This window comes from Paenibacillus sp. SSG-1 (assembly GCF_002224835.1).
GTDB classification, from domain to species: Bacteria; Bacillota; Bacilli; order Paenibacillales; family Paenibacillaceae; genus Paenibacillus_AQ; species Paenibacillus_AQ favisporus.
In genome coordinates, this window is the sequence record NZ_MBRK01000001.1 from 2829896 (window position 1) to 2851410 (window position 21515).

Sequence of the window (21515 nt, forward strand, 5' to 3'; positions counted from 1 at the left end):
AACTTCATATGTACAGTATTCGTGAAATCAATAAACTCCCCTGCCTGTTATCTTAATAAATTTAATTAATAGTTCAATGCTTATCTAAAATCGGTAATTAGAACAAAAAAAGCCGCTATAATAGCGACTCTCAATGGGACGATGTTCTTGTCCTTCGACATGTGCGAGTCTATACACGAGAAAATACCTGCCCCTCTCCCGGGCAGGTATTAAAGGTGATTCGTATGAATGGCTTACCAACAATCGATCACTAAATATTAGTCCAGAAGGCTGTAGATCTGAATGCTCTCCACCTTGGCATTCTTGATATGAAACGACATCACATCCACATAATTGGATGGCTCATAACGGAATTCATCCTCCTCATTAGGGGCTCCATCACCAAGCAGTTTCCCCTCAGGGTAGGCGTTTTTGAGTGTATCCAGGCTATCTCCTGCTTTAATGTTTCGCACTGTCGCGTACTTAGGATCTGTCATTTCGATATGAAAGATGGAGTCTTGTTTCCCCTCCGGTATACTGATTGTTTTAATCTCCAGACCAGGATACGTATACACCTTTTCTGTAAAACCGATTAACGTATCCATGTTTGTTCCATCGCCGGCACTATACGTATGAGATTTCAGGTTATCCGGTTTGCCCAGCATCTGTTCCATCTGATCTTCATTCGCTGTATCCGAAATCGCAATGGTGTGCTCATTATAGACAAAAGCGAGCTCCTTCAGCACCACATTGCCTTCCTTCTCCATCGAACCTTCCTTAATCGCTTCAGCACTCTGTCCTTCCGGATTTTCTGAAGCAGGCGAAGTAGAATTTGCTGCTCCTTCGCCTTCGGCCTGTTCGTTCGACGTGTTTTTTTCAGCCGAGTTCTGCGCCGTTTCTGGCGACTTAGCACCATTGGACTGACAGCCCGTCAGTGTCAGCGTTAGTAAAATACTCAGCAGGATACCAGCTGCAGCTTTATTTATCCATTTCATCATGTTCCCTCCATAAATGTGTGATTTCTTCTTATGAAGCGATTATAAAAAAGGCATTTGTTAGTCTCATAACAGAATTGTATCAATCTTGTAACGTAACTATTTACGCGCGTTTTTACGCACGGGGTAACACAATCGTAACGGTCGTTCCTTCCCCGATTTGACTTTCCATGTCGATATATCCATTAAACCGCTCTACAATCTCTTTGCAAATCGAAAGTCCAAGACCTGAACCGTTCGCTGTGCTTGCATTTTTCGCCCGGTAAAAGCGTTCCTGCACTCTCTCCAGCTCATCGCTCGCGATACCGATACCTTGATCACGTATTCGTATAACGACCTCGCTTGGCGTATGTTCCAACTTCAATTCGATTAGCGAAGGACTGCCTGAATATTTGATGGCATTGTCCACAAGGTTGGCGATCGCATGGGACATCAGCATGGGATTCACGTTGGCGTGGACTCTCGTCAGAAGCTTATCCTCCGGTTCCGCTTCCGCCTCCCTGAACATAATCTTGATTCCTTTGTCTTTGGCCTTGGCACCCATACTCGTTGCGACTTGCTGAATCAGTCCGTTCATTTCCGTCCTCTCGACTTCCAGTTCGTTAGAACCAGCCTTGTCGAATCGGGATAGCAACAACAATTCATTAATCAAGCGCGTCAGCCGATCCGATTCCTGAAGCAGATGAGCATAGATTTTTTGCAGCTCCTTGTTCTCGTTCTCCCCTTCAACCAAGTATTGAGAGAAACCACGAATGGCTGCCAATGGTGTTTTTAACTCGTGAGATACGTTGGAGACAAATTGTTTTTGGTACTGAATGTAATCATGAAGCTGCCGACCCATGGAATCTAGCCCATCTGCCAGCATGCCCAGCTCATCCTTCCGATTTAGATGAACTCTTCGAAACTCCTGTCTAGAGAAACTTTGCGCGGCGCCAAGCAACAGCTTAATCGGCTTGGTTGTGTTGCGGGCAATCCACAGACTGGATAACGTAATCAGTACAATAAATCCGCCTGCACCCGCAAACAGGATATAACGGATTTGATCCATAATCGCATAGAAGTAGGAAATGTCCTCCACGAACTCATACACATAAGCGTTTTGGTAGTATTGATCCTGAATGGGCGTGGCAAAATAAAGCAGATGATTTTTCGTAACGGTGTAGGCGTAACTGCCGCTCAGCGCTTTCACAATATTCTTTTCAAAAACAAGAGGTTTGCCATCATGAATGATGATGCCATCCACAGCCAAGCCCAGCAACTGCTTGGAGCTATCATAGATACGTACTTCCTTGCCTGAAGCTTTCAGCTTCTCCAGAGCAAGTCTGACGATTTCTTTTGTCTGCGGCTCTCCTGTCGATGATCTATGCTGTGCCAACACCTCACGAAAGGACAACTCGGACAGATCCGCCTTCTCCATCATCTGTTTTTCAATGGTAATGAAGCTGTAGTAATCGATGGCTTTATTCACCGCAAAAATGATGATGCCAAAGGACAGCACGGAGAAAAATAAATAATTCAGCAGTAACCGGGTTGCATACTTCAGGCCTCGCCACCTCCAAGCTGATAGCCAAATCCATAGATCGTCCTGACATATTTCGGTTCGTCAGCGTTATCCTCCAGCTTCTTCCGTAATCGCATGATGGTCATATCCACACTTCGACTGTCTCCCATAAAGTCATATCCCCATCCGATCTGCAGCAGCTCATCCCGGGTAAAGATTTTGTCTGGCCTTTTGAGTAACGTTTCCAGAATTTTAAACTCTTTGGCCGTTAAAGACACGGGTACACCGTTTTTCAGCACCCTTCGGCTTTCCAGATCAAATGTCAGCTCTTCATGAATGATGCGTGTAGCTTTCACTTCTGTTCCTTCACTTGATTCCTCCCTGCTCTCGTTTCTTCTCAGAATCACCTTGATCCGAGCGAGCAATTCACGATTGTCAAAGGGTTTGGTCATGTAATCTTCCGCCCCTAGCTCTAGTCCCAACACCTTGTCGATTACTTCATTTTTGGCAGAGAGCATGATCACAGGAACAGCACGTTTCCCGGTGATTTCCTTGCACAGGTCATATCCGGAGCAGTCAGGCAGCATCAAGTCAAGCACCACCAGGTCCGGCCCAAAAGCATCGAGCAGCTGCAGGGCTACTTTACCGTTTTCAGCCGTTTGAACGACGTAGTTTTCTCTTCTCAGTACGAGCTCAATTAAATCTCTGATTGCGTCTTCATCGTCAATGACAAGTATTTTCTTCAATGTGCACCCCTTCTAGCCTTGTTCCCCAGCTTGAATCATAATTTACACTCATCTTAGCACAGACACTTTAGATTCCTCCATCAACTGGATGATGAGGTATATTGTCAATGGACATACACCTATCCTCACGCCCCGCTCTCGAAATGCAAACAAATCTACAATATATTCAATCTGTCGGAACGCAGCCCAGATAAAGCTATAAGCTATATAACTCCGTCAGCGCGGACAGCAGCTTATCGCTGTTGGTTCTTCTTTCGCCCTGCTCAGCCACGCATATTTGGAAGCTTAGAACTATCCCCCAATACCTGCACGAAATAACCCATTGCCTTATGCCTTATATTTCTGGTAACCGAACAACGTGCATTTACCCAGGCAAGCACATCCGTGGTTGATACTTCTTATCAAGCACGATTAACCATATATGTTCTTGTCGTCGGTTTTTTACAAGAACATAGATCGTTACAACAAACAAAGCCGCTGTTACGCGGCTTTAAGTGTGCATGATCTTGTCATCTTACAGTAAATTTGCGTCTAACTATGCATTTTGACAAAAAATGGCATTCAAACTTTGCAGTCTGAATGCCTGGCATGTTGAACGTTTTTGACTCCTATGCTCATATCAGAACGTCACTTTTTATAGCACCCATTTTCAATTTCTTCGAGCAGCGCAGTCCCTTTCGGATTCCATCCCAGCATTTTTCGTGCTTTTGTCGAACGAATGCGGCTATTGGAACCGAAAGCAAAATGAGCAGCTTCAGGGCCCCATTGCTTAATCGCCTCATCAAGACTCATCATTTCCGTTTCCGGCCCTAATTCGAATGCCCGATTGATCGCCTCACCAATCTCTTTCATGGAGGCTTCGCCGTGCTCGGCAAAAAAGAAAGAACCGGCCGGCGCGCGCTCTATCGCTAATAGATATAGCTCGACAAGGTCGTCGATGTGAACGTTCGACCAGACATTCTCGCCTTTTCCGATATGACACGCTGCCCCACGCTTCAATGCAAGCTCGATCAGCCAAGGAACTTGTATGCTATCCTTATGGATACCATAACCTGTGCCATAAATCAGCGAAGGGCAAATGACCATCGAACGTATGCCGCGATTGGCGGCCGCGAGCACTGTCCGGTCGATCATGACGCGCGCCAATTTTTCGGGAAGTGGTTCGATGATTTCTTCATGATACACCTTACTGGCGTATTCTCCCGCCGCCTTATCCCCGACAATACTGGAACCGCTCGTATGAACGAACGTTTTGCCGCTTCCTTCAAGCGCCGTTAATAGCGTCGTCACCGCGAAGATGTTATCCGAGTCCGCAGCGTTAACCACGATGTCAGCTTCCTTTGCCGCCTGTATGAGCGGTTCGAAATCGTTTAGAGTGCCGATATATGGTGAAATACCTAATTCCCTTAACTTGGCAGCTCCCTCGTCTGTTCGGGTCAACCCTGTTACTTGAAAGCCCGCCTGACGCAACTTGAGCGCGACCGACCCGCCGATATAGCCCGTCGCACCGGTCACGAACACCTTCTTGTTCATTTGAGAAGCCTCCCTATATAATAAAAAATAAAATTAATTTCAATCCTTACCATAAAGGGAACATGCATGCTTGTTAAGTAGGCACTTTTAATTGCGTTAGTTTCCAATAAGAAAGTAATAAACAGGAGGGAGAACCGTGAAAAACGAAGAAAACGACTATGCCGCTTACGTGACACTGAACATGATCGGCGGCAAATGGAGTCTACTGATTTTGAGTCATTTACGAAAAAGGACTGTCCGTTTTTGCGAATTTCCGAAGCTTATTCCCGGACTTACACAAAAAATATTGACAAAGCACCTGCGTGAGTTGGAAAATCACGGACTCGTTCACCGGACCGTCTTTCCGGAAATTCCGCCTAAGGTTGAATACTCACTTACAGATCATGGGAAAAGTCTTGGACCCGTTCTGGATTGTCTCGAACAATGGGGAAAAGATCATTTAAACCGAGCGCGATCCTTAAACAGGTGTGCCGACAACTCCGCAGATTAACTCATTTTCGTCAAGACGCGTTCAATTACAGCCCTTTCAAGCGTACCATTTCGGCAAAAGCCGCAAACGCTTTGCTGCTGAATCGGTCGTTTCGGCGAACGAGACTCGTGCTCGTAAAGCGAAGGCGTTCCGGTATCTGGTAAGCCCCTAACGACCGGTACTCCCCTTTAAGGACGGAGGCCGGCAGCAGTGTGCAGGCAAGCCCCGACTTGACACAGCTCATCAGCGTTTCCAGCGAACCAATTTCAATGAAGTTCTTTCGCAAAATCCCCGCACTGTCAAGCCACTCCTCCAACACCCTTCGGAAAGGGCAACCTATTGGAGAAACCGCCCATCTTGCGCTCGATAAATCTGGGTACGCGCCAGCCATCCCGCTGGTCAAAAGCATAATTTCATCTTTTACCGTATATTCGAAAATCAACTGCGATGGCGCTATATCGCCCGTCACGAATGCTCCGTCAAGCCTGCGGTCCATCACCATTGACAGCAGCTCAGATGAGGATCCGGTTACCAATGACAATGACACTTCAGGATAGCAGGATTGAAAATCCGACAACACATTCATGAAATTGCCGCAGGTCACGGTTTCCACCACCCCAATAACAAGAGGTCCACTGGGATGCGACTTCTCCTGCACCGCTCTAATTGCTTCGTCGGCAAGGCTCAAGATCGCGAGCGCATAATCGCGAAACTGGGCACCTTTTTCCGTCAGTCGGACCCCTTTGGGATATCTATGGAATAAATCGGCTCCGATTTCCGACTCCAGCTTCTGAATCCGGGCCGTCACGTTAGACTGGACATAATCCAGTTTTTTCGCCGCGCGGGAAATCCCGCCTTCCTCTGCCACGCTTATGAACACTTTAAGGTCCATCATTTCCATATCTATATTCCTCCGAAAGCCCATCAATATTAAAGATGGATATATCAATACCAATCATTATACGGTATGGATTATTTAGATTACAATTTGCTTATGGAAAATGACTTTACACCCGGAGGTGGAAAGGAGTAAAAGATGACTTCAACGACAGAGAATCAAAAGGTGCTTGTTCTTATAGGAAGTCCCCGACGGAACGGCAACTCTTCCGAGCTGGCAGATGCGGTCCGTTGGGGTGCGGAGAAAGCCGGAGCTACGGTGGCACTAAGGTTTATAGACGATTACATTTCGAGTTTTCTACGCGACTGCAGGATATGCCGGAAGCCTGACGGAGAATGTTCAATCGCTGACGACTTTCGTTCGTTGTTTATCGACGACTATTTGTCTGCTGACGGAGTCGTGTTCTGCTCCCCGGTTTATTGGTACGGATTATCCGCCCAAACGAAATCATTCTTTGACCGCACGTTTTGTTACAATGCGGCTTCCCATCCCGATTCGGCGCAGATCATCCAGCGCATGTCCGGCAAACGCATTGGACTTGTGTTATCTTCCGAGGAGACGTACCCGGGAGCTACGCTTGGAATCATTCATCAACTTCAGGAATTTTCCCGATACACTCACTCCGAGTTCGTCGGCGTCGTCCGCGGGGTCGGCAATAGCCGTGGAGAAGTGATCCACGATCCGGGTTTACCCCTGCAGGCTGCTGAGCAACTTGGGCGCGACTTATTCGTGCGCAAATATACCGACTACCGTCTTGATATGGAAAGAAGTGGTAGGGTATGGCCTGCCACGGATTGAACGACACAGCTACTGATGCGCCTAGTGGGTGACTATGTACTTGACCGTTATTGCCTCTGGATTTTCCTTCAGAGGCTTTAACCTTAACTCACGATATATTTCAGCATCTTTTGAATCCAAAATACGAATCTCCATTTTTCACCTCGACATACTCACATTTTTAAATCATATCCAATATATATAATAGAAAAAGCAGCAGCTAAGCGGCACTAAAGATGTATGTTTTTGTCGTCTTACAGGATGGTCACCGTTATCTGATGCATCCCCGTCTTTTCTTAAAATAACTGCCATCCTTCCGAGTATCGAACATTCTTGAATACTAACTGAAACTGTTCCGCTCGTATTCCTTTTTTTCTAATCGGATTACGTTAGTCGGTAAATCGCAAGGTACATCCAGCTGGATATTTAATTGTACCTGGGTGCTGATCGGCAGCTTCTTCCTGTTCGTTTATTCAACTATCGTTTCCCCTTACTTCAACAAACTGTATTAAGAATTGTGATTGATAGTTCCTCTGAGTACATATGGTGCTGATGATTTACCAATTATAAGTCCCTTTAACTCACTTGGTATATGTATGTATTCCTCTGCACTTTGTGGTTCCATCCAAGTAACTTCCTCAATTTCTTCTGGAAATGAGATATTAATTTCTCCACCAATTACATTCCCCCTAAAGGTAAAGAAAATTGTATGATGTTCCCTATCTACAAAAAACGCTTCGCTTACACTGAAAATACCATTTATTTCAACCTCTAAGCCCGTTTCTTCTTTTACCTCACGAATAGCAGCTTCTTCAAGTGTTTCCCCACGTTCTACTGTTCCACCAGGAAGTGTATAGTAGGAAGATTTCATACCCTTGTTTTTGACCATCAATACATTTTTTTCTTGTTCATCAAAGAGAAGCACGTAGGCAACATCTACTCTTTTCATTTAATGAATCCCCTTCTCGAAGAAATGTGAATTATCAACAATTCGTTACTTTATATGAACTATCCTGCCCTTTAGCCAAATGCTGAAGCCATTTTGGCTTTGTAACTCCATTTATGCGGGTATCAGCTTATCGCACTCAGTTTATTAAAATGCTTAAAACTACATCTGTAATGAGGAATCATCTATAGGAGGAATCATCTATAGAGTGAAAAGAAAAGGCACCTAATTAAGTGCCTTTCACGAGTCCTCTATTTTAGCTTCCCACGTCGACGTATGGAACGCCCGCACGATGCTTGCGCCGTTCGTGAGCCGCCGCACACATCCAGTAAATCGTTGTGGAACTTTTACGTTGTCCTTTCTTCATTTAATCGAATAGCAAAGACGTATCCTGAGATTCATAAATTTGAGCCGCGCACGTATCCAGTAATGATTGAAGCTTCCGATATAAGGCGCCGCCGAGACTTAGCCGCTTGACGCCAAGTTCTTGGAGCTTTTTACAACTTGTAAGCCCTGGCACAGACATAAGGTTTAGAGGCGCGGCAATTTGCTCTGCAGCCGCTTTAATTTCGTTATCGTCCTTCAATCCAGGAACAAAAATTCCACTTGCGCCGCTTTCCACATAGGCTTGTGCCCGGACTATCATTTCGTTGTACGGCTCCATACTCAGCAAATAGGTATCTGTTCTTGCATTAATATAAAAATCGTTATAGCCACTCTTCTCTAGGGCCCCTCTGATTTTCGATAAAAGCCTGCATTGTTCGTTCAATGGTTTAAGTCCTGCTTGATTCTTGCGTGAATCCTCTATATTGATCCCCGCAACCCCTATATCGGCAAGTTTCAATACATTCTTGACGATCGTATTCTCATCTTTTCCATAACCCGACTCTATATCGGCAGAAACAGGGATGTTCACATGATCCAATATCGTTTTTACGCGATTTAGTATTGTATCAAATTCAATTCTTTCACCATCCGGATAACCCAAGCTTTTCGCTATTCCCCAGCTGGTTGTACCGATAGCTTTGAATCCGGCTTTCTCCAGAGACAACGCAGAAAACAAGTCCCAAGCGACTCCTAACAATAAAAGCTCGTTTGATTGATGTAGTACTTTAAACTCCTGAATTTTGTTCATACCTATATTCCCTCCTGCACCTTTGTAGTAAAGCTGCTAATCCTCCAACTGCTTCCGTCCGGTATCAGGCAATTCGACCCTGTCGAACCCATCTAACAATGAATTTCCTGACTGTTCGAAAGCAGAAGAGATCAGCTCCTTTTTAAAATGCCTAAGTATGCACTCCACGGTCCAACGTCAGCCCGGTATCTCTCCGCCATCACCCGAACCATTTGCGCCATGTGCGTAAAATCATGAACAACCCATGCAGAGAGGAGCTCCCTTAACTTCACGACGCCGAATTCCGGATGCAGACCGGTCTTTTCCAGATCGTGAGGATTGACAACTGCCTTCAGCTTGGATATGTTCGCCATTCTGAGGGTATAGAACTCTGATAATGCCTCTTCAACAGTTCTCTCGGACGTGTCTTTCAAGTGGGCATAGCGATCGAATACGGGAAACGGATGGTTTTCCCCTTCCGCAAGAATGGATTCCATCCGCGGGATCCAGTTATGCTTCTCCGCTTCAACGAGGTGCTCAACGACTTCAAGCGTGTTCCAGGTTCCCTCCCCTTCATTGCCATGCAGCCATTCCTCGGATAGACCGGATAAGAAGCACTCCAAGGTTTCCGGCGTGCGCTCCAAAATCTCAAAGGCTTCATGCATATGGAAGTTCATATCAACACTCCTTTTCGCTATATTCAAGCTCACCTTCAAACAAGCACTAGACCTCCTGGACGGTGCAAAAATTTCTGACCACAGCGGTTCGATTTCCGATACCGTTTTGCATGACCAATGAGCTGTGAAGCCTTCTCTATCGTCACGCCGCATTGGAATCGCCAAGCATGGATGATATACGTCCAGTTACCCGGCCGGCGTCTTCGTGGCGATCGGCCACACGCCGAACACCAAGTTCCTCGACGGACGGACGAAATCGGCTACGTCCAGGTGAAGCCGGGAACGACCGAAACGAACATTCCGGGCGTATTCGCCTGCGGCGACGTGCAGGACGTGCGCTTCCGTCAAGCGATTTCCGCTGCCGGAACCGTATGCATGGCTGCCATGGACTACGAGAAGTTCCTGGAAGGCAGCATGGTGCATGACTGGAGCGAAACACTGTAAAGCGGATCAAAACGAACATAGAGAAGGAGCCGGTGACGCCTCCTTTTTACATAAGAATGGAGAGTGCCGTTACCCTGATCCTGCTGAGTAAAGTGGTGCATTATGCGTGCTAGTCACTGTGTTGCTAGTTTCTGTGGATGGTATGCAGGGCACTGTGCCTTTTATTCGATTAAGATGGAAACCGCGCTGTATGCGAGAAGCAGGCCCATCGCGACGTTAAACGGGGTTTGGTACGCCGACAGCAATCGCTGAAATATGGAGCCGAACATGCTCCAACAGAAGGTGCTTATCACACTCAAGAGTGCCAGAAACAAAGAGAAGCTGATCAAGGCCAGATGGGAAGAATGGTACGGGAGAATAAAAGTCGATACGGACGTTATGGCGTACAAAATGCCTTTGGGATTGATAAACTGTAGAAGCACCGCCGTCAGAAAGCGGTTGTTTTTGTCCTCTCTGCTGCTCGTAGCTTTCTTGCGGTGGAACACGATTTTAACGGCGAGATACAGCATATAGGCCGCTCCCAGAATCGTCATCCACCACCGGATGCCGGGAATGAGATGTTTAAGCAACAGATTGCAGTAACTGCACAGCAGCGCAACGACAAAAAAACCGGCGCCAACACCCAGACAAAATGGGATCGTTCGTCGAAAACCGTACTGGTGGGCAAACAACATCGCCATGAAATTGTTGGGGCCCGGGGTAAAGGTGCTCACTAAAATATAGACTAAAAACGAAAATACAGGCATCTTGGATCTCCTCTGCTAGTTTGTTATAATGTCCAAAAAATACGCTATAACGCATTTCGGCGCTACATGTGGGAACAGCAGCCGGATGGCCAGCGCGGCGTGCAGGACAACCCCTCAGACGATCCAGAACGTCGTGCGCCAGTCGAACGTCATGGTAACCCACGTCCCGAATAGGACGCCCAGGATCAGCGAGACGGTCTTCCCAGCAATGACGATCGCCACCGCGCTCCCCCACTTTGCGGGCACGGCCAGAGTGGAGGTGTTGGGTACGGCTACCTGAAGAACAGGCCCGTCCCCAACGCGGCTACGATCCGTCCGGTCAACATCAGGCTGTACGAGGAAGCAAATCCGCAGACCACGTTTCCAACGGCAAGCAGTAGCAGCAAACCGAACAACAATCTCCTGCGTTCTATCCTCCCGGTCAGTGTCGTCAGTAACGGCGACGACACTGATAAACAAGCGAGAACACCGTCACCAGCTGTCCGGCAATCGCCGTCGACACGTGCAACGCCGCCGATCATGACCCTTCTCAAGCCGTCGCAATGAAAACTATAACCAGGTTCATTCGCGGCTGGAACCAGAGGTCTTCTCAACGTCAACATAACCAAATCAGTTGCATTGAACACCGAGATGCGCCCCCTCCGTCGGCCTATAAAACAAATACAGCGGCCTGGGGATCCCACTGTCACTTACCCTTCAATGATACTGAATCAGTTGCATTGATCGCCGCAGAAACTAACACCAATCGGCTTATTCAAACGGCAGACCGGCTTCCTCGGACGGCTCCTGCGACCGATTCCCTTTTCCGATGACTCAGGTCCTTCGGTCGTTCGGCATCTCCGAGCCAGAAGCTGTTCCCGGCCTGCGCTTCTCCGATCCCCTCTGGTGAGCGGCTCCCTCGGTTCGTCCTTCTCCACCCAAAAAGCCTGCCAAGTCAAAATATGAAGCGCGATCGTATAACGGCTGACGATGATCATGCGAGGCACCCCCTTTCAATAAAACCATTATAGTTACATTGAATCAACCCCGTCAACGGCCCCCCGGCATGTTCTTCAACTATATCAAGGATGCAAGCAACATGTTTACGTGCATAATGATGGTGCGGCAGAAACTCATCCAACACCGAATAATCAGTCGGAAGTACTCGATCACTTTCTTCATGGTTAGATCCTGGGTTTCTGTTGGGAAAACAGCACTATCCAACATGACTCCATGCTTATTACCGATACCGCATACAAACTTTGTCCCTCCAGCTTCAATCGCTCCGATAAGCATAAGATCCCCTACAATATTGTCCTGTTCTGCGCATTTTTTCGCTCTTTCGCTTCATTTTACTTGTACATCAAAAAAGATATCCGAACAATAATGAAAACGTTATACGTATAATGTTGCAATCTAAATGCTTTTTGATATCCTAAAGAAGTAGAATACACGGGAAGGTTGAGATGAATGGTTAATATTACGATTGCCGATGTGGCGGCCAAAGCCGGCGTTTCGCTTGCGACAGTATCTCGAGTGCTAAACAGCCGCGATGGAAGTATAAAGATCAGTGAAAAGACAAAGCAAAAAGTGCTGCAGTCGGCCCAAGAACTCGGTTATCAGATCAATCCCTTCGCCGCTGCTCTCCGATCAAAGCGCTCAGGAGTCATCGGTGCGATCATTCGCGACATTCATGACCCCTTCCTATCGCTTCTTGTACGTGAAGTGCAAAAAGCCGCTCACGATAAAGGAATGGAAATGCTTATGGGACACGCCGATTACGATGCGCATACTGCAGAGCGTCAGCTGCATTTTATGATAAACCATTGGTTCGATGGTCTCGTTCTAATTGGAAATCTGTCCACCCATTCTCTTCTGGAACGCAGCAAACAAAGCGGTCCCCCCATTGTATCGATTACCGGGGACAGTTCACTACCAATTCCGCAGGTAAGAACAGATGACGCCAAAGGCGTTCATCTAGCTCTCGATCATTTAATCGAGCTGGGTCACCACAGTATAGGTTTCCTTGGGAATCTAGAGCACGGTGGAGTAAGAACACGATTGAGAGCCTTTAAAGATTACTTGCAGCACCGTGGTTTTGAGCCAGACGAAAGCCATATTCTAGACGCTCGCGACCGGTTTACCGCTTTCGAACGTTCCAAAGCGCTCTTTGAATGTCGCAAAGCTCCCTCGGCCCTGTTCTGCGCGTCGGATCAGTACGCCTTGAGCGCAATCCGTGCGGCTTGGTATCTAAACAAGCGAATACCAGACGACCTGTCCATTATTGGATTTGACGATATTGAAGAAGCGGCTGATTCCTTTCCGCCGCTAACAACCGTGAAGCAGCCAGCGCGAGAACTTGCCATTACGGCAATCGACCTGCTCACCGGCTTTATCGATGGAACGCTTGATACGATTGCGCAAAGCGAATCCGTTGTCGAGCCGCAACTAATCATCCGGCAAACTACTGCTACCCGAGTCTAGCTGAGAAGTTTGGTCCGTCCGCTTGCGGATGACTCTTAAGATGCTTCCATAATACGCAACATTTCGATCGCAATTTGTAACACTTCACCAAATCGCTCCTTCGGAACTGAGCACCTAAAAAAACAATTTGGTTGCCTCGCACAATTTTCCGATAGACGGTGAAACCACGAGAATCAAGGCCGGAGGGTTGTCACAAGCTCCAAACGGGGGTTGCCTTGATGATGTCCGCCAACTCGCCGGCTCCCTTAGCGATGGCTTCAGCGGTCATTCCGAATTTACTCTTAAGAAATCAGGCCCCAGTAACTGTTGTAAAATGTCAGGCCATCTGACTGATCGGGGATACCTGTTATTTGTATGGGGACTTTAACCCCATGTGTTTGAATCGCCATTACGCAGTAAGTATGGTAGTCATCCAGTCATTCCTTTCCGGAACCCAGTGTACGGTTATAAGAAGTCCGAATTGGCACGCTGACTTCCCCAATATGAATATGGCTCTTACTTGACCCGCCATTCTTGCTCACCAGCTTGACGGATTTGAAGTTATCGACGACAACCGCCGCTCCCTCGCCCTTCAATAATCGATCCAGACCAACACCTGCAACATACATTCCTGCCGCCACCGCTGAACGGACACCGCTTCTGGCATCTTCGAACACAATGCAACTGCCGGGGTCGACGTTCAACCATTCGGCAGCCAGAAGATAGCAGTCCGGAGCAGGTTTTCCTTGAGCGATGTGCTCGGCTGTAACGATTACATCAAAGTAAGTCTGCCATTTCATCTGGTAAATGACCTCGTTCACCTTTGACGGAGAAGCACTCGTTACGAGCGCGGTCTTTACACCCGCCTCGCGTACGGATGCCAAAAATGTTGATACGCCGATGATTTCCTGATAGGTCATCGTTGCTTCATACGATTCAAGTTTGGAAAGAACCATAGCACGTTCGATAGAAGTCAGCTTAGGGAATAGACGGTCCAGTGTATAGGAAGCTTGACACCCATAGATAAATTGATTAAAATCCGACGGTTCCAAGCGGATACCACATCCAGTGGCGACCTGGTTCCAAAATTCCTTGACGGAAGATTGTGTGTCGATAAGAACTCCATCCATATCAAATGCAATTGCTTTAAACATGCGGATACCTCCGAGATTTTACAACTCAGGGATAATTAAGATGCAGCGATTCTAACGCTTCCGCTACCGCATCAGGGCGCTGCCGCGGCAGAAAATGTCCTGCTCCGCGGACGACTCTTCTTTCCGTGCCTTCGATAAATTTGGACATCAGTTCCTCCGATCGGAAGAGAGGGTGGACCGTATCTTCATCTCCGTGCAGCACCATTGCCGGAACTTCAATTTGCGGTAATGTCGATAGATACTTTTCAGTCTCGACGAATGCAGGATCACCGTTATCATTTCGATGAACATGCCTGTACTCCTGAATCACCACTTGTACAAAATCAGGATTCTCGAATGAATGGGCCGTTCGCTCGAAGGTAAGATCGTCAAAATGCCAGCTAGGCGACCAGCGTTCCCACAACTTTCGACAGATCTCTCTTCGATAAGCTTCCAGTCCCGCTTTTCCACGCTCCGTATTAAAGTACCATTGATACCAGCTTTCTGCTTCCAGGGCCGGAGGAGCCGGCTTAGGCGGAGACATCACATCGTGGACATCATAACCGCCGATTGCTACCAGAGCTCGAATTCGTTTCGGGTTCAGGATCGCGGCGACGCAACAGGCTCGACATCCCCAATCATAGCCGGCTATAGACGCCCGTTCGAGCCGCAAGGCATCCATGAATTGCAATAAATCCAGCCCCAATGCAGCCTGCTGCCCAACCCTTGGCGTATCCGGATCGATAAATCGAGTCGGACCATAACCCCTCAAGTACGGCATCAATACCCGGTAGCCTGCCGAAGACAATATTGACGCCGTCCCATCCCAAACACGAACGTCATCGGGGAAACCATGCATCAGGATAACAGGGAAGCCGTCTGGCGCCCCCTCCTCTTCGTAAGCAATTTCCAACTGCGGCGTTCGAACCGTTTTCACTTTCACTTCACTCATTTGGGATCACCTCAAAATATTGATCTGTCAAGTCGTTGCAAACATTAGACCGCTTTTCCTTTTTGTCGCAAAGTCAACCCATATGCGAAAATCGAGTCGAAAGTGTCAGGCTTTACCGGTGAGACCTCCAATAGATCGTAGCCTGCCCGTGAAGCGCGCTGGATCGCAAGCAGTCCAGACTCGTTTGACCATTCCGCCAATCCAGGAGAGTGCAAGAATTCCATATTGAATCGCCATTCACTTCAACCTCTCCATGCTCAACTCGGTATTTCTTATTGTCGTTTTGGCTTGCACCAATTAACCCACACACTTTCAGCAATCGAATAAGTAAGATCCCCTCCTTAATGCAATCGATATACGTTAAACGTTTTCACTACCATCATATTGGAACCTGAAATTATTTGTCAATAGCCATTTTCAGCGAATCGCTTCAAAGGAAGCCTTAGTCCATTGTGCTACTGTACAAGCATCGTGCGCTCCCGAAGCTTCCCGATTTTTCGCTCAGCATGTAAATAAAGGCACCCTCTAGAGGTTGCCTTTATCGTATGTTTTATTAATAGAGAGACCGACAATTTTGTCGCCGATTGCGCTGATCTACGTGATGTAAAACGTCTTCAGCTTCGATTTCGCCCGCGAGCTGTCGACGAAGCCGGAAGAAGTGCTTGGCACGATAGAACCAGTGGGCAATATGATTTATACGTTGTCAAGAATGTAGAGATAGGCGTGACATTCCTTCCCATCTTGAACATTCTCAATATAGCGAAATAAAAGAGCTCATTGAGAGCTCCTCAGATTGTCGAGAAACCCACGTCTTTGAGACGTTGGGTTTCTCTTTTTTTTCATTTACAGTTGCTAAAAAGCCTAAAAAGCCTAAAAAAGAAGGGTTACCCCCTCTTTTCCAGGCGATCCAGGTGGATCGTCATCTTCTTCATATTCTGCACGGCGGCCGTCATCAACGCTTGTTCCGTGACGTTAGAGATTCCGCGCAAATGGCAATAGCGAAACCCATGGAGCTCTTTAGCATCCGCGAAGCTTCGCTCAATCTTTCAGCGTCGTAAGTAAACTTCCATTTGGCATTTCTTAATGCGGCGATAGCCTACGCAGGACACCTACTTATTTATCTTACTCCACTTCTGGCTATGGATTTCACTTTTAAAAACCATCCCATCAAAATATGTCAATTCGACTCTCACCATTTGTTCTATTGAACACTTATAGCTGATTGGTACTGACATTTCATCAACTCTATCCGACTCACTCTAAAAGTAACAATTAACCTTTTCATTGGACCGCACTTGTCTTTATATTTATCTTTTCAGTTGTAAATCTTTTCTGCATAATCCAATGAAACAAGTAATGGTACCTAACAAAATGACTATGAAGCTTAAGCTTGGAAATCTAAATTAAAAATCTACAATCAAATCAAATCTTCCCTTTCACTAAATCTAATCTCTAGGATAGTTAATTTCCATAATATCCATAAAAGGGACCTTGGTAATAACTCCATCCTTTTTGATGTGTACTTTTCCAGTCCGTGAGTCCATTTGATCTATTTGACCCCTTACTGGCTCCTCCCAACCCCACACAGTAAGTAGAATTTCTGACCCTTCTTGATAAGCCTCTGTAAGCTGATTGCCTATCTCCTCTAATACAAATTCATCCCTTGTCGGTCTCTTGGGAGCTTTTGATTTGATCATCGGTCTCTCCTCCTCGTTGTAAAGTTCGCAGTCCGCATAGGAGCGCTCCAATACATTAATAACTAGTATAATTTTACATTACAAAGTTACTTAAGAACAGCGTTACGCAAATCTACAATATTACTGATATAACAAAGCCCAATAATAAAAAAGCACTTGGGTCGAAAATGCCACGATATTTGAGAAAGCAAAAAAGACGACTTGGAGTTGTCGGGACCTTTTCGGGCCTTGGGATATATTGCGTTAATCCGGCAGAGGCCCACAGAAGCGTTGGCACTTTTCGAGAGAGGCATCGCCATCTGCCAAACGTATCCGGGAACGTGGTTCCTCGCGCGAGGAGTCGAGGGGCTTGCAAGCGCGTTGTGCGGGCCGGGAGTATACCGGGCGGCCGCTACGCTGATCGGAGTCCCCGAGAAATGACGAGCCGATCTTGGCTCATTATTGTTAAAACAAAAAAAAGCCGCTGCCATGCGGCTTTTAAGCGTATATGTTCTTGTCGTCTTACAGCTGGCTTTTGTATTATTTATAATTTAAGTAATAAAACCTTCTTCTCATAGGTGTCTAAACACCATTGAAACTTCTTTAGGATATGATTGTTAATTGGTTTGCCCTCGTAGTCAAATTCTTTAAAACCAAATTTTTGATAAAAATGCTTTAACTCTTCAAACGGTAGACAATACACTTCTTTTAAATTATTTTTTTTAGTTTCCTTTACCAAATAATCAACTAACTCATTTGCAAGCGATAGCCCTCTGAACTCATCCAATATATATATACCGCCAATTTCAGCTTCTTCTGCATTAAGATAAACAATCCTTCCAACGCCTGCAAATTCATCCTGATGTGTAACTATTGCAATTTTTTCATTTTCTAAATTACTCGGCACAAAGCCTATTTTCTGATACTGTTCATTTACCCATTGGAGTTCATTTTTAGTTGCTAATCGTATTCCCATTCCTTTTCGCCCCACTAATTATATAGATCAAGTATAACAAATGAACTAAACTGCCCATTAGCGTAATAAATCTGCCGATTAGCACCGGCAACTCTTCCTGTTCGTTTATTCGACTATCGTTTTCCGTTAGTTCAATTTCCCAATCTGAAAAACTCAGCTTGATTCATAAAATATTCATCAATTTTTTCGACAATAAGCCCTCCGTTTTCTTCCGAATTGCGTTTTACTTGAATCCATTCGATGTCTTTCTTAAACTGCTCCCATAGCCTTTGACGCTGCGCCATATCCTCATATTCCATCACATAATATATTTTATTTTGGCCCGTTGCATCTATCCAGAAATTCACGACCTTCATTCCCAGTCTTGTGAAAATTCTAAACGTATGCTCCTTAAATCTGTCCTGAATGGCATCCATTCGACCTTCGTAAATCGTATAGATTCGCAACTCATATAGCATGTTATTTCCTCCCTGAATGAATCTGATTGGTAATCCAGCACACATCTGTTTCGACTTTTTAAAAATCAGATCGAGCCATTCTCTCTGGACCATCATGTGTTCCCTAGTGGGTCTCCACATTTACGCCTGTCACACATACCAAAAATTTACTGTAACAGGAGGGATACACCCTTCAAAGTTATCATGTTGCCTATCGAGTAATGATATTTTGTCATCATTCCGAACAAGGCATACAGTCCATGTTTTATGTAACCATGTTCTTGTCATCATTCGGGAATGGTATCAAGTTATCAGTTTGATGGTTGATTTTCGTTTTGAACGGTGCGTTTTCCATAAGCGCAAAGAAAGACGCGTACGCCTTCAGTGATGATACGTTTGGTTTGTTCCTCATCTAATGTCCCGTTTTTTCTCGGTTGATCAAATACCAATAAAAACGTTAAGGCAGCGAAGTGCTTTGTAGCCATTACGGGATCTGGCACATCGAGCAGTCCGGTTTGTCCAAACTCGGTAAACCTCCTGGTAATCCCCTCTTCCGTTGCGTTATCCAGCTTTTCTAAAAACGAGGCTGGCAGGTTGGCGGCTTCCATTGTAATCAGACGGATCAGAGCGCTGTAATCGGACGAACCGTTCGCAGAAGCTACAAATTGTTCGCAGAATAAGATGAGCGCCTGCTCCAGATCCTGGAATTCCCGGAGGTAATCTGATATCCCTTGCAAAATCGCCTTGGTGAAAAGGCGGTTTCTTGAAGCTAACGTTTCCCGTTAGTTCAATAATCATTTGACTTCGACATTAATACTGCCGAACAACTTCTCATCAATATAAGCGTTAAGCAGCCAAATGCCAGGTTTCGGTAGCCTCATTGAGGATGGTAAATGTGCATCTGCACCGTTATTTGGACCGAACAAGGATGTAGGAATATCAGCTGTAAACGGATTTATCTTCTCACCGGATTTTATATTCATGGCATCGACTTTAAATTCCCCGTCCAAATCAGCTTTACTTCCCCATAAGTGCCACATATGTTTATTAGCCTGATTCGCCACGAAATCCGGTCCCAAGATACCGATTTTCCCTTCTATGCCTTGCATTTCGATTCCTTCACTTACAAACTTTGGGCTGACTTCTGCATCTTTTTCGGAAGTATTTGAACAACCAAATAAAATCAGCAATCCAACGATTAATATGCTAGTACAAAGAAATTTTACAATAATCACTCCTCTCAGCTCATTACATTATAACGACCATATTCCCTATAAAATTCCAACCGTATTGATGTAATCTGCCCAATATCTTAATGTGCCCGCTCCTACGCGGCTATTAAGCGTCTATGTTCCTGTCGCTTACATAATAAACAGCAGCCTCCTACTCCCCGTTATCCTGCCCGTTAGTTGAGGAAAAAGCAGCCAGTTTTTAGGTCGACTGCCCTCAATTATCTTCATTGAGCTATCATTTCCCGTTAGCTTGCTTCACTTCAGGTTGTACACCGTGAGGGTCTAAGCGAGAAATCCGTTGAAACGGCTTTGTCTTCCAAAATTCATACGGTACGAACCCCTTACTCCGAATTGCATCTAATGATCGTGACTTCATATGAGGACGAGTAATGTACTGTTCTATGTTGCTCACCGTCAGCCTTACAAACATAGCTTCCATTATCTCTTCGGGCTGAATTTTTAATTGGCCATCAATGAGTTCTGCTTTAAATACCACCGATAATAGATTGCTTGTTTCCTTGTAATAAACTCCCGTTACACCAATGGGACGTATCAGAATTCCAGTCTCTTCAAGGACTTCACGAGTAATTGCATCATCAAGTGATTCACCTTCTTCTACATTTCCACCAGGGAATTCCCACGTATCCGAGCGCCAATGAGTCTTTACTAACAGAACTTCACCTTTATTATTCTCAATGAGTGCCGACACTGAAATCTGATGTTTTGGCGGCAAATATGCATCTACCAAAGAAATCCCCCCATTCAGAAGCTATCCTCAATCAGCATATAACATGAAATTAACTTCATTTTCCATAATACCATATATTGGATGTCGCGATACTATACTGCCCGTTATTTGAAAAAAAGCATCCGGCCAAAAAGCCGGCTGCCTTAAATGTCTTAATTCAGCTATCGTTCCCCGGTAGCTTAACTTTTTAAAGAAACTATTACTGTTCAAGTCCTACAAAATTGCATCGCCAATCAGAAACCCATGCGGGAAAATACCCTAATCGATGAGCTACTCTCTGTGAGGCAATGTTACTGGCGATTACATCATAACTTGGTATCTCGCCACGTTCCAATACTTCAAAAGTTAACTTGTTTACCAGATAACTAGCCAATCCCAAGTTACGATATTTTGGTAATACTTCTATGCCAATTTGCCACAGTTTTGCACAGGTCTTGCTTGCTCCTGCCACACCAACAATTTTTCCGTCCTGCTTTGCAAGCACAGCTAGATCAGTCTGCCAGGGAAGATTAGTATCATAAATTATAGCTTCAGTGAATCTTGTAACATCATCAAATAAACTGACCATTTCTTCTCGCTTAATCAGTTCATATGAAAAAAAATTCGGTGGTGCCATAGGCATTATTCTTTTTACATCAGGCAGAAAATGTAGGTAAAGACCTCTGATAAATGGCAAGGAAAATACGGTATCCCTATCTTTGCCTTGCATTTGTGTTTTAGCAATCGACAACCTTTCGGGTGTAGCTGACACTACAATTGATTTCCCCATAGACACAATTTCGAAAAAACGCTCTTTCCTAGGAAATGGTCTTCGTCCAGGATTTTCTTTAGCTTCTACGAAAATAATGCTATCCTTCTCACCGTTCAAGTCATCGATCGAGCAATTCAGGTCAATTGCAAGTTGTGATTGCACAATGAACAGCATTTCATTCTGTGTCATAATCATCGTTACCCACTCCTTTCGACACGCCACAGAAAATGATTTTTACTTTAATTTCGAATAAAGTCGATATCAATGGATTGTAGAATGACATTATTTATTCCAGGTGCTTTGAATAACGAAGTACACGTTCTCAGAATAATCCAATGGCAAA

24 protein-coding genes and 2 pseudogenes are annotated in these 21515 nt (G+C 45.6%); 5 read left to right on the forward strand and 21 right to left on the reverse strand.

The window, feature by feature from the left end; translation table 11 throughout:
- Positions 1–257 precede the first annotated feature (257 nt).
- The 4 genes from BCV73_RS13035 to BCV73_RS13050 form a co-directional block, all read right to left on the reverse strand.
- Positions 258–974 (reverse strand): hypothetical protein, encoded by a 717-nt coding sequence (locus BCV73_RS13035; RefSeq protein WP_089547425.1) that lies wholly within the window; start codon positions 972–974, stop codon positions 258–260.
- A gap of 115 nt (positions 975–1089) precedes the next feature.
- Complete coding sequence (locus BCV73_RS13040) at positions 1090–2472, reverse strand: sensor histidine kinase (protein ID WP_089547426.1); 1383 nt, start codon at positions 2470–2472, stop codon at positions 1090–1092.
- Positions 2473–2513: 41 nt separating this feature from the next.
- Positions 2514–3221, reverse strand: coding sequence for a response regulator transcription factor (locus BCV73_RS13045; protein WP_089547427.1), 708 nt, complete (start codon positions 3219–3221; stop codon positions 2514–2516).
- 627 nt (positions 3222–3848) lie between these two features.
- Positions 3849–4754, reverse strand: coding sequence for an NAD-dependent epimerase/dehydratase family protein (locus BCV73_RS13050; protein WP_076165225.1), 906 nt, complete (start codon positions 4752–4754; stop codon positions 3849–3851).
- A 181-nt stretch (positions 4755–4935) separates the two neighbouring features.
- On the opposite strand from BCV73_RS13050, the gene BCV73_RS13055 reads away from it, so the two are divergent.
- Complete coding sequence (locus tag BCV73_RS13055; protein WP_089550235.1) at positions 4936–5244, forward strand: winged helix-turn-helix transcriptional regulator; 309 nt, start codon at positions 4936–4938, stop codon at positions 5242–5244.
- 25 nt (positions 5245–5269) lie between these two features.
- Here BCV73_RS13055 and BCV73_RS13060 read toward each other — a convergent pair whose 3' ends face one another.
- Positions 5270–6124 carry a LysR family transcriptional regulator gene (locus BCV73_RS13060; RefSeq protein ID WP_089547428.1) on the reverse strand — a complete coding sequence of 285 codons (855 nt, stop codon included), beginning with the start codon at positions 6122–6124 and terminating at the stop codon, positions 5270–5272.
- 135 nt (positions 6125–6259) lie between these two features.
- On the opposite strand from BCV73_RS13060, the gene BCV73_RS13065 reads away from it, so the two are divergent.
- The gene (locus BCV73_RS13065; RefSeq protein WP_089547429.1) at positions 6260–6919 is read left to right on the forward strand and encodes a flavodoxin family protein; all 660 of its coding nucleotides are present in this window, start codon (positions 6260–6262) and stop codon (positions 6917–6919) included.
- A gap of 487 nt (positions 6920–7406) precedes the next feature.
- On the opposite strand, the gene BCV73_RS13070 is transcribed toward BCV73_RS13065, so the two are convergent.
- The 3 genes from BCV73_RS13070 to BCV73_RS13080 form a co-directional block, all read right to left on the reverse strand.
- Positions 7407–7847, reverse strand: coding sequence for an NUDIX hydrolase (locus BCV73_RS13070; protein WP_089547430.1), 441 nt, complete (start codon positions 7845–7847; stop codon positions 7407–7409).
- Between the two features lie 364 nt (positions 7848–8211).
- The gene (locus BCV73_RS13075) at positions 8212–8979 is read right to left on the reverse strand and encodes an isocitrate lyase/PEP mutase family protein (RefSeq protein WP_089547431.1); all 768 of its coding nucleotides are present in this window, start codon (positions 8977–8979) and stop codon (positions 8212–8214) included.
- Positions 8980–9110: 131 nt separating this feature from the next.
- On the reverse strand, positions 9111–9635 hold the full coding sequence (locus BCV73_RS13080) for a DinB family protein (RefSeq protein ID WP_089547432.1): 525 nt from the start codon (positions 9633–9635) through the stop codon (positions 9111–9113).
- Positions 9636–9831: 196 nt separating this feature from the next.
- On the opposite strand from BCV73_RS13080, the pseudogene BCV73_RS13085 reads away from it, so the two are divergent.
- Positions 9832–10079: pseudogene (locus tag BCV73_RS13085) on the forward strand (NAD(P)/FAD-dependent oxidoreductase); the annotation flags it as partial.
- 161 nt (positions 10080–10240) lie between these two features.
- Here the strand turns inward: BCV73_RS13085 and BCV73_RS13090 are convergent.
- The 3 genes from BCV73_RS13090 to BCV73_RS35045 form a co-directional block, all read right to left on the reverse strand.
- Entirely contained in the window at positions 10241–10825 is a 585-nt protein-coding gene (locus BCV73_RS13090) for a LysE family transporter (RefSeq protein ID WP_076165214.1), read from the reverse strand.
- Between the two features lie 114 nt (positions 10826–10939).
- The gene (locus BCV73_RS35770; protein WP_256992843.1) at positions 10940–11071 is read right to left on the reverse strand and encodes a hypothetical protein; all 132 of its coding nucleotides are present in this window, start codon (positions 11069–11071) and stop codon (positions 10940–10942) included.
- A gap of 464 nt (positions 11072–11535) precedes the next feature.
- Complete coding sequence (locus BCV73_RS35045) at positions 11536–11802, reverse strand: hypothetical protein (protein WP_089547434.1); 267 nt, start codon at positions 11800–11802, stop codon at positions 11536–11538.
- 472 nt (positions 11803–12274) lie between these two features.
- Here BCV73_RS35045 and BCV73_RS13110 point away from each other — a divergent pair, with 472 nt between their 5' ends.
- Positions 12275–13288 (forward strand): LacI family DNA-binding transcriptional regulator, encoded by a 1014-nt coding sequence (locus BCV73_RS13110; RefSeq protein WP_089547436.1) that lies wholly within the window; start codon positions 12275–12277, stop codon positions 13286–13288.
- A gap of 416 nt (positions 13289–13704) precedes the next feature.
- On the opposite strand, the gene BCV73_RS13115 is transcribed toward BCV73_RS13110, so the two are convergent.
- The 4 genes and pseudogenes from BCV73_RS13115 to BCV73_RS13130 all read right to left on the reverse strand — a co-directional run bounded on the left by BCV73_RS13115 (position 13705) and on the right by BCV73_RS13130 (position 17049).
- Complete coding sequence (locus BCV73_RS13115; RefSeq protein ID WP_089547437.1) at positions 13705–14421, reverse strand: HAD family hydrolase; 717 nt, start codon at positions 14419–14421, stop codon at positions 13705–13707.
- Between the two features lie 25 nt (positions 14422–14446).
- Entirely contained in the window at positions 14447–15352 is a 906-nt protein-coding gene (locus tag BCV73_RS13120; RefSeq protein WP_089547438.1) for an alpha/beta fold hydrolase, read from the reverse strand.
- A gap of 884 nt (positions 15353–16236) precedes the next feature.
- A pseudogene (locus BCV73_RS13125) lies at positions 16237–16398 on the reverse strand (transposase); the annotation flags it as partial.
- A gap of 399 nt (positions 16399–16797) precedes the next feature.
- The gene (locus BCV73_RS13130) at positions 16798–17049 is read right to left on the reverse strand and encodes a YolD-like family protein (protein ID WP_089547439.1); all 252 of its coding nucleotides are present in this window, start codon (positions 17047–17049) and stop codon (positions 16798–16800) included.
- 270 nt (positions 17050–17319) lie between these two features.
- Between BCV73_RS13130 and BCV73_RS35410 the strand changes: the two genes are divergently transcribed.
- Positions 17320–17469 (forward strand): hypothetical protein, encoded by a 150-nt coding sequence (locus tag BCV73_RS35410; RefSeq protein WP_218828135.1) that lies wholly within the window; start codon positions 17320–17322, stop codon positions 17467–17469.
- A 103-nt stretch (positions 17470–17572) separates the two neighbouring features.
- Here the strand turns inward: BCV73_RS35410 and BCV73_RS13135 are convergent, their stop codons facing one another.
- The 6 genes from BCV73_RS13135 to BCV73_RS13160 all read right to left on the reverse strand — a co-directional run bounded on the left by BCV73_RS13135 (position 17573) and on the right by BCV73_RS13160 (position 21367).
- On the reverse strand, positions 17573–18004 hold the full coding sequence (locus BCV73_RS13135) for a GNAT family N-acetyltransferase (RefSeq protein WP_089547440.1): 432 nt from the start codon (positions 18002–18004) through the stop codon (positions 17573–17575).
- A gap of 131 nt (positions 18005–18135) precedes the next feature.
- On the reverse strand, positions 18136–18462 hold the full coding sequence (locus BCV73_RS13140) for an NIPSNAP family protein (protein ID WP_076165196.1): 327 nt from the start codon (positions 18460–18462) through the stop codon (positions 18136–18138).
- A 290-nt stretch (positions 18463–18752) separates the two neighbouring features.
- Positions 18753–19178: a TetR/AcrR family transcriptional regulator C-terminal domain-containing protein gene (locus BCV73_RS13145; RefSeq protein ID WP_256992844.1), complete on the reverse strand. Its 426-nt coding sequence runs from the start codon at positions 19176–19178 to the stop codon at positions 18753–18755.
- 57 nt (positions 19179–19235) lie between these two features.
- Entirely contained in the window at positions 19236–19676 is a 441-nt protein-coding gene (locus tag BCV73_RS13150) for a DUF4871 domain-containing protein (protein WP_179231988.1), read from the reverse strand.
- A 232-nt stretch (positions 19677–19908) separates the two neighbouring features.
- Positions 19909–20421 carry an NUDIX hydrolase gene (locus tag BCV73_RS13155; RefSeq protein WP_432206585.1) on the reverse strand — a complete coding sequence of 171 codons (513 nt, stop codon included), beginning with the start codon at positions 20419–20421 and terminating at the stop codon, positions 19909–19911.
- Positions 20422–20620: 199 nt separating this feature from the next.
- Positions 20621–21367 carry a GNAT family N-acetyltransferase gene (locus tag BCV73_RS13160; RefSeq protein WP_256992845.1) on the reverse strand — a complete coding sequence of 249 codons (747 nt, stop codon included), beginning with the start codon at positions 21365–21367 and terminating at the stop codon, positions 20621–20623.
- Positions 21368–21515: the final 148 nt, after the last annotated feature.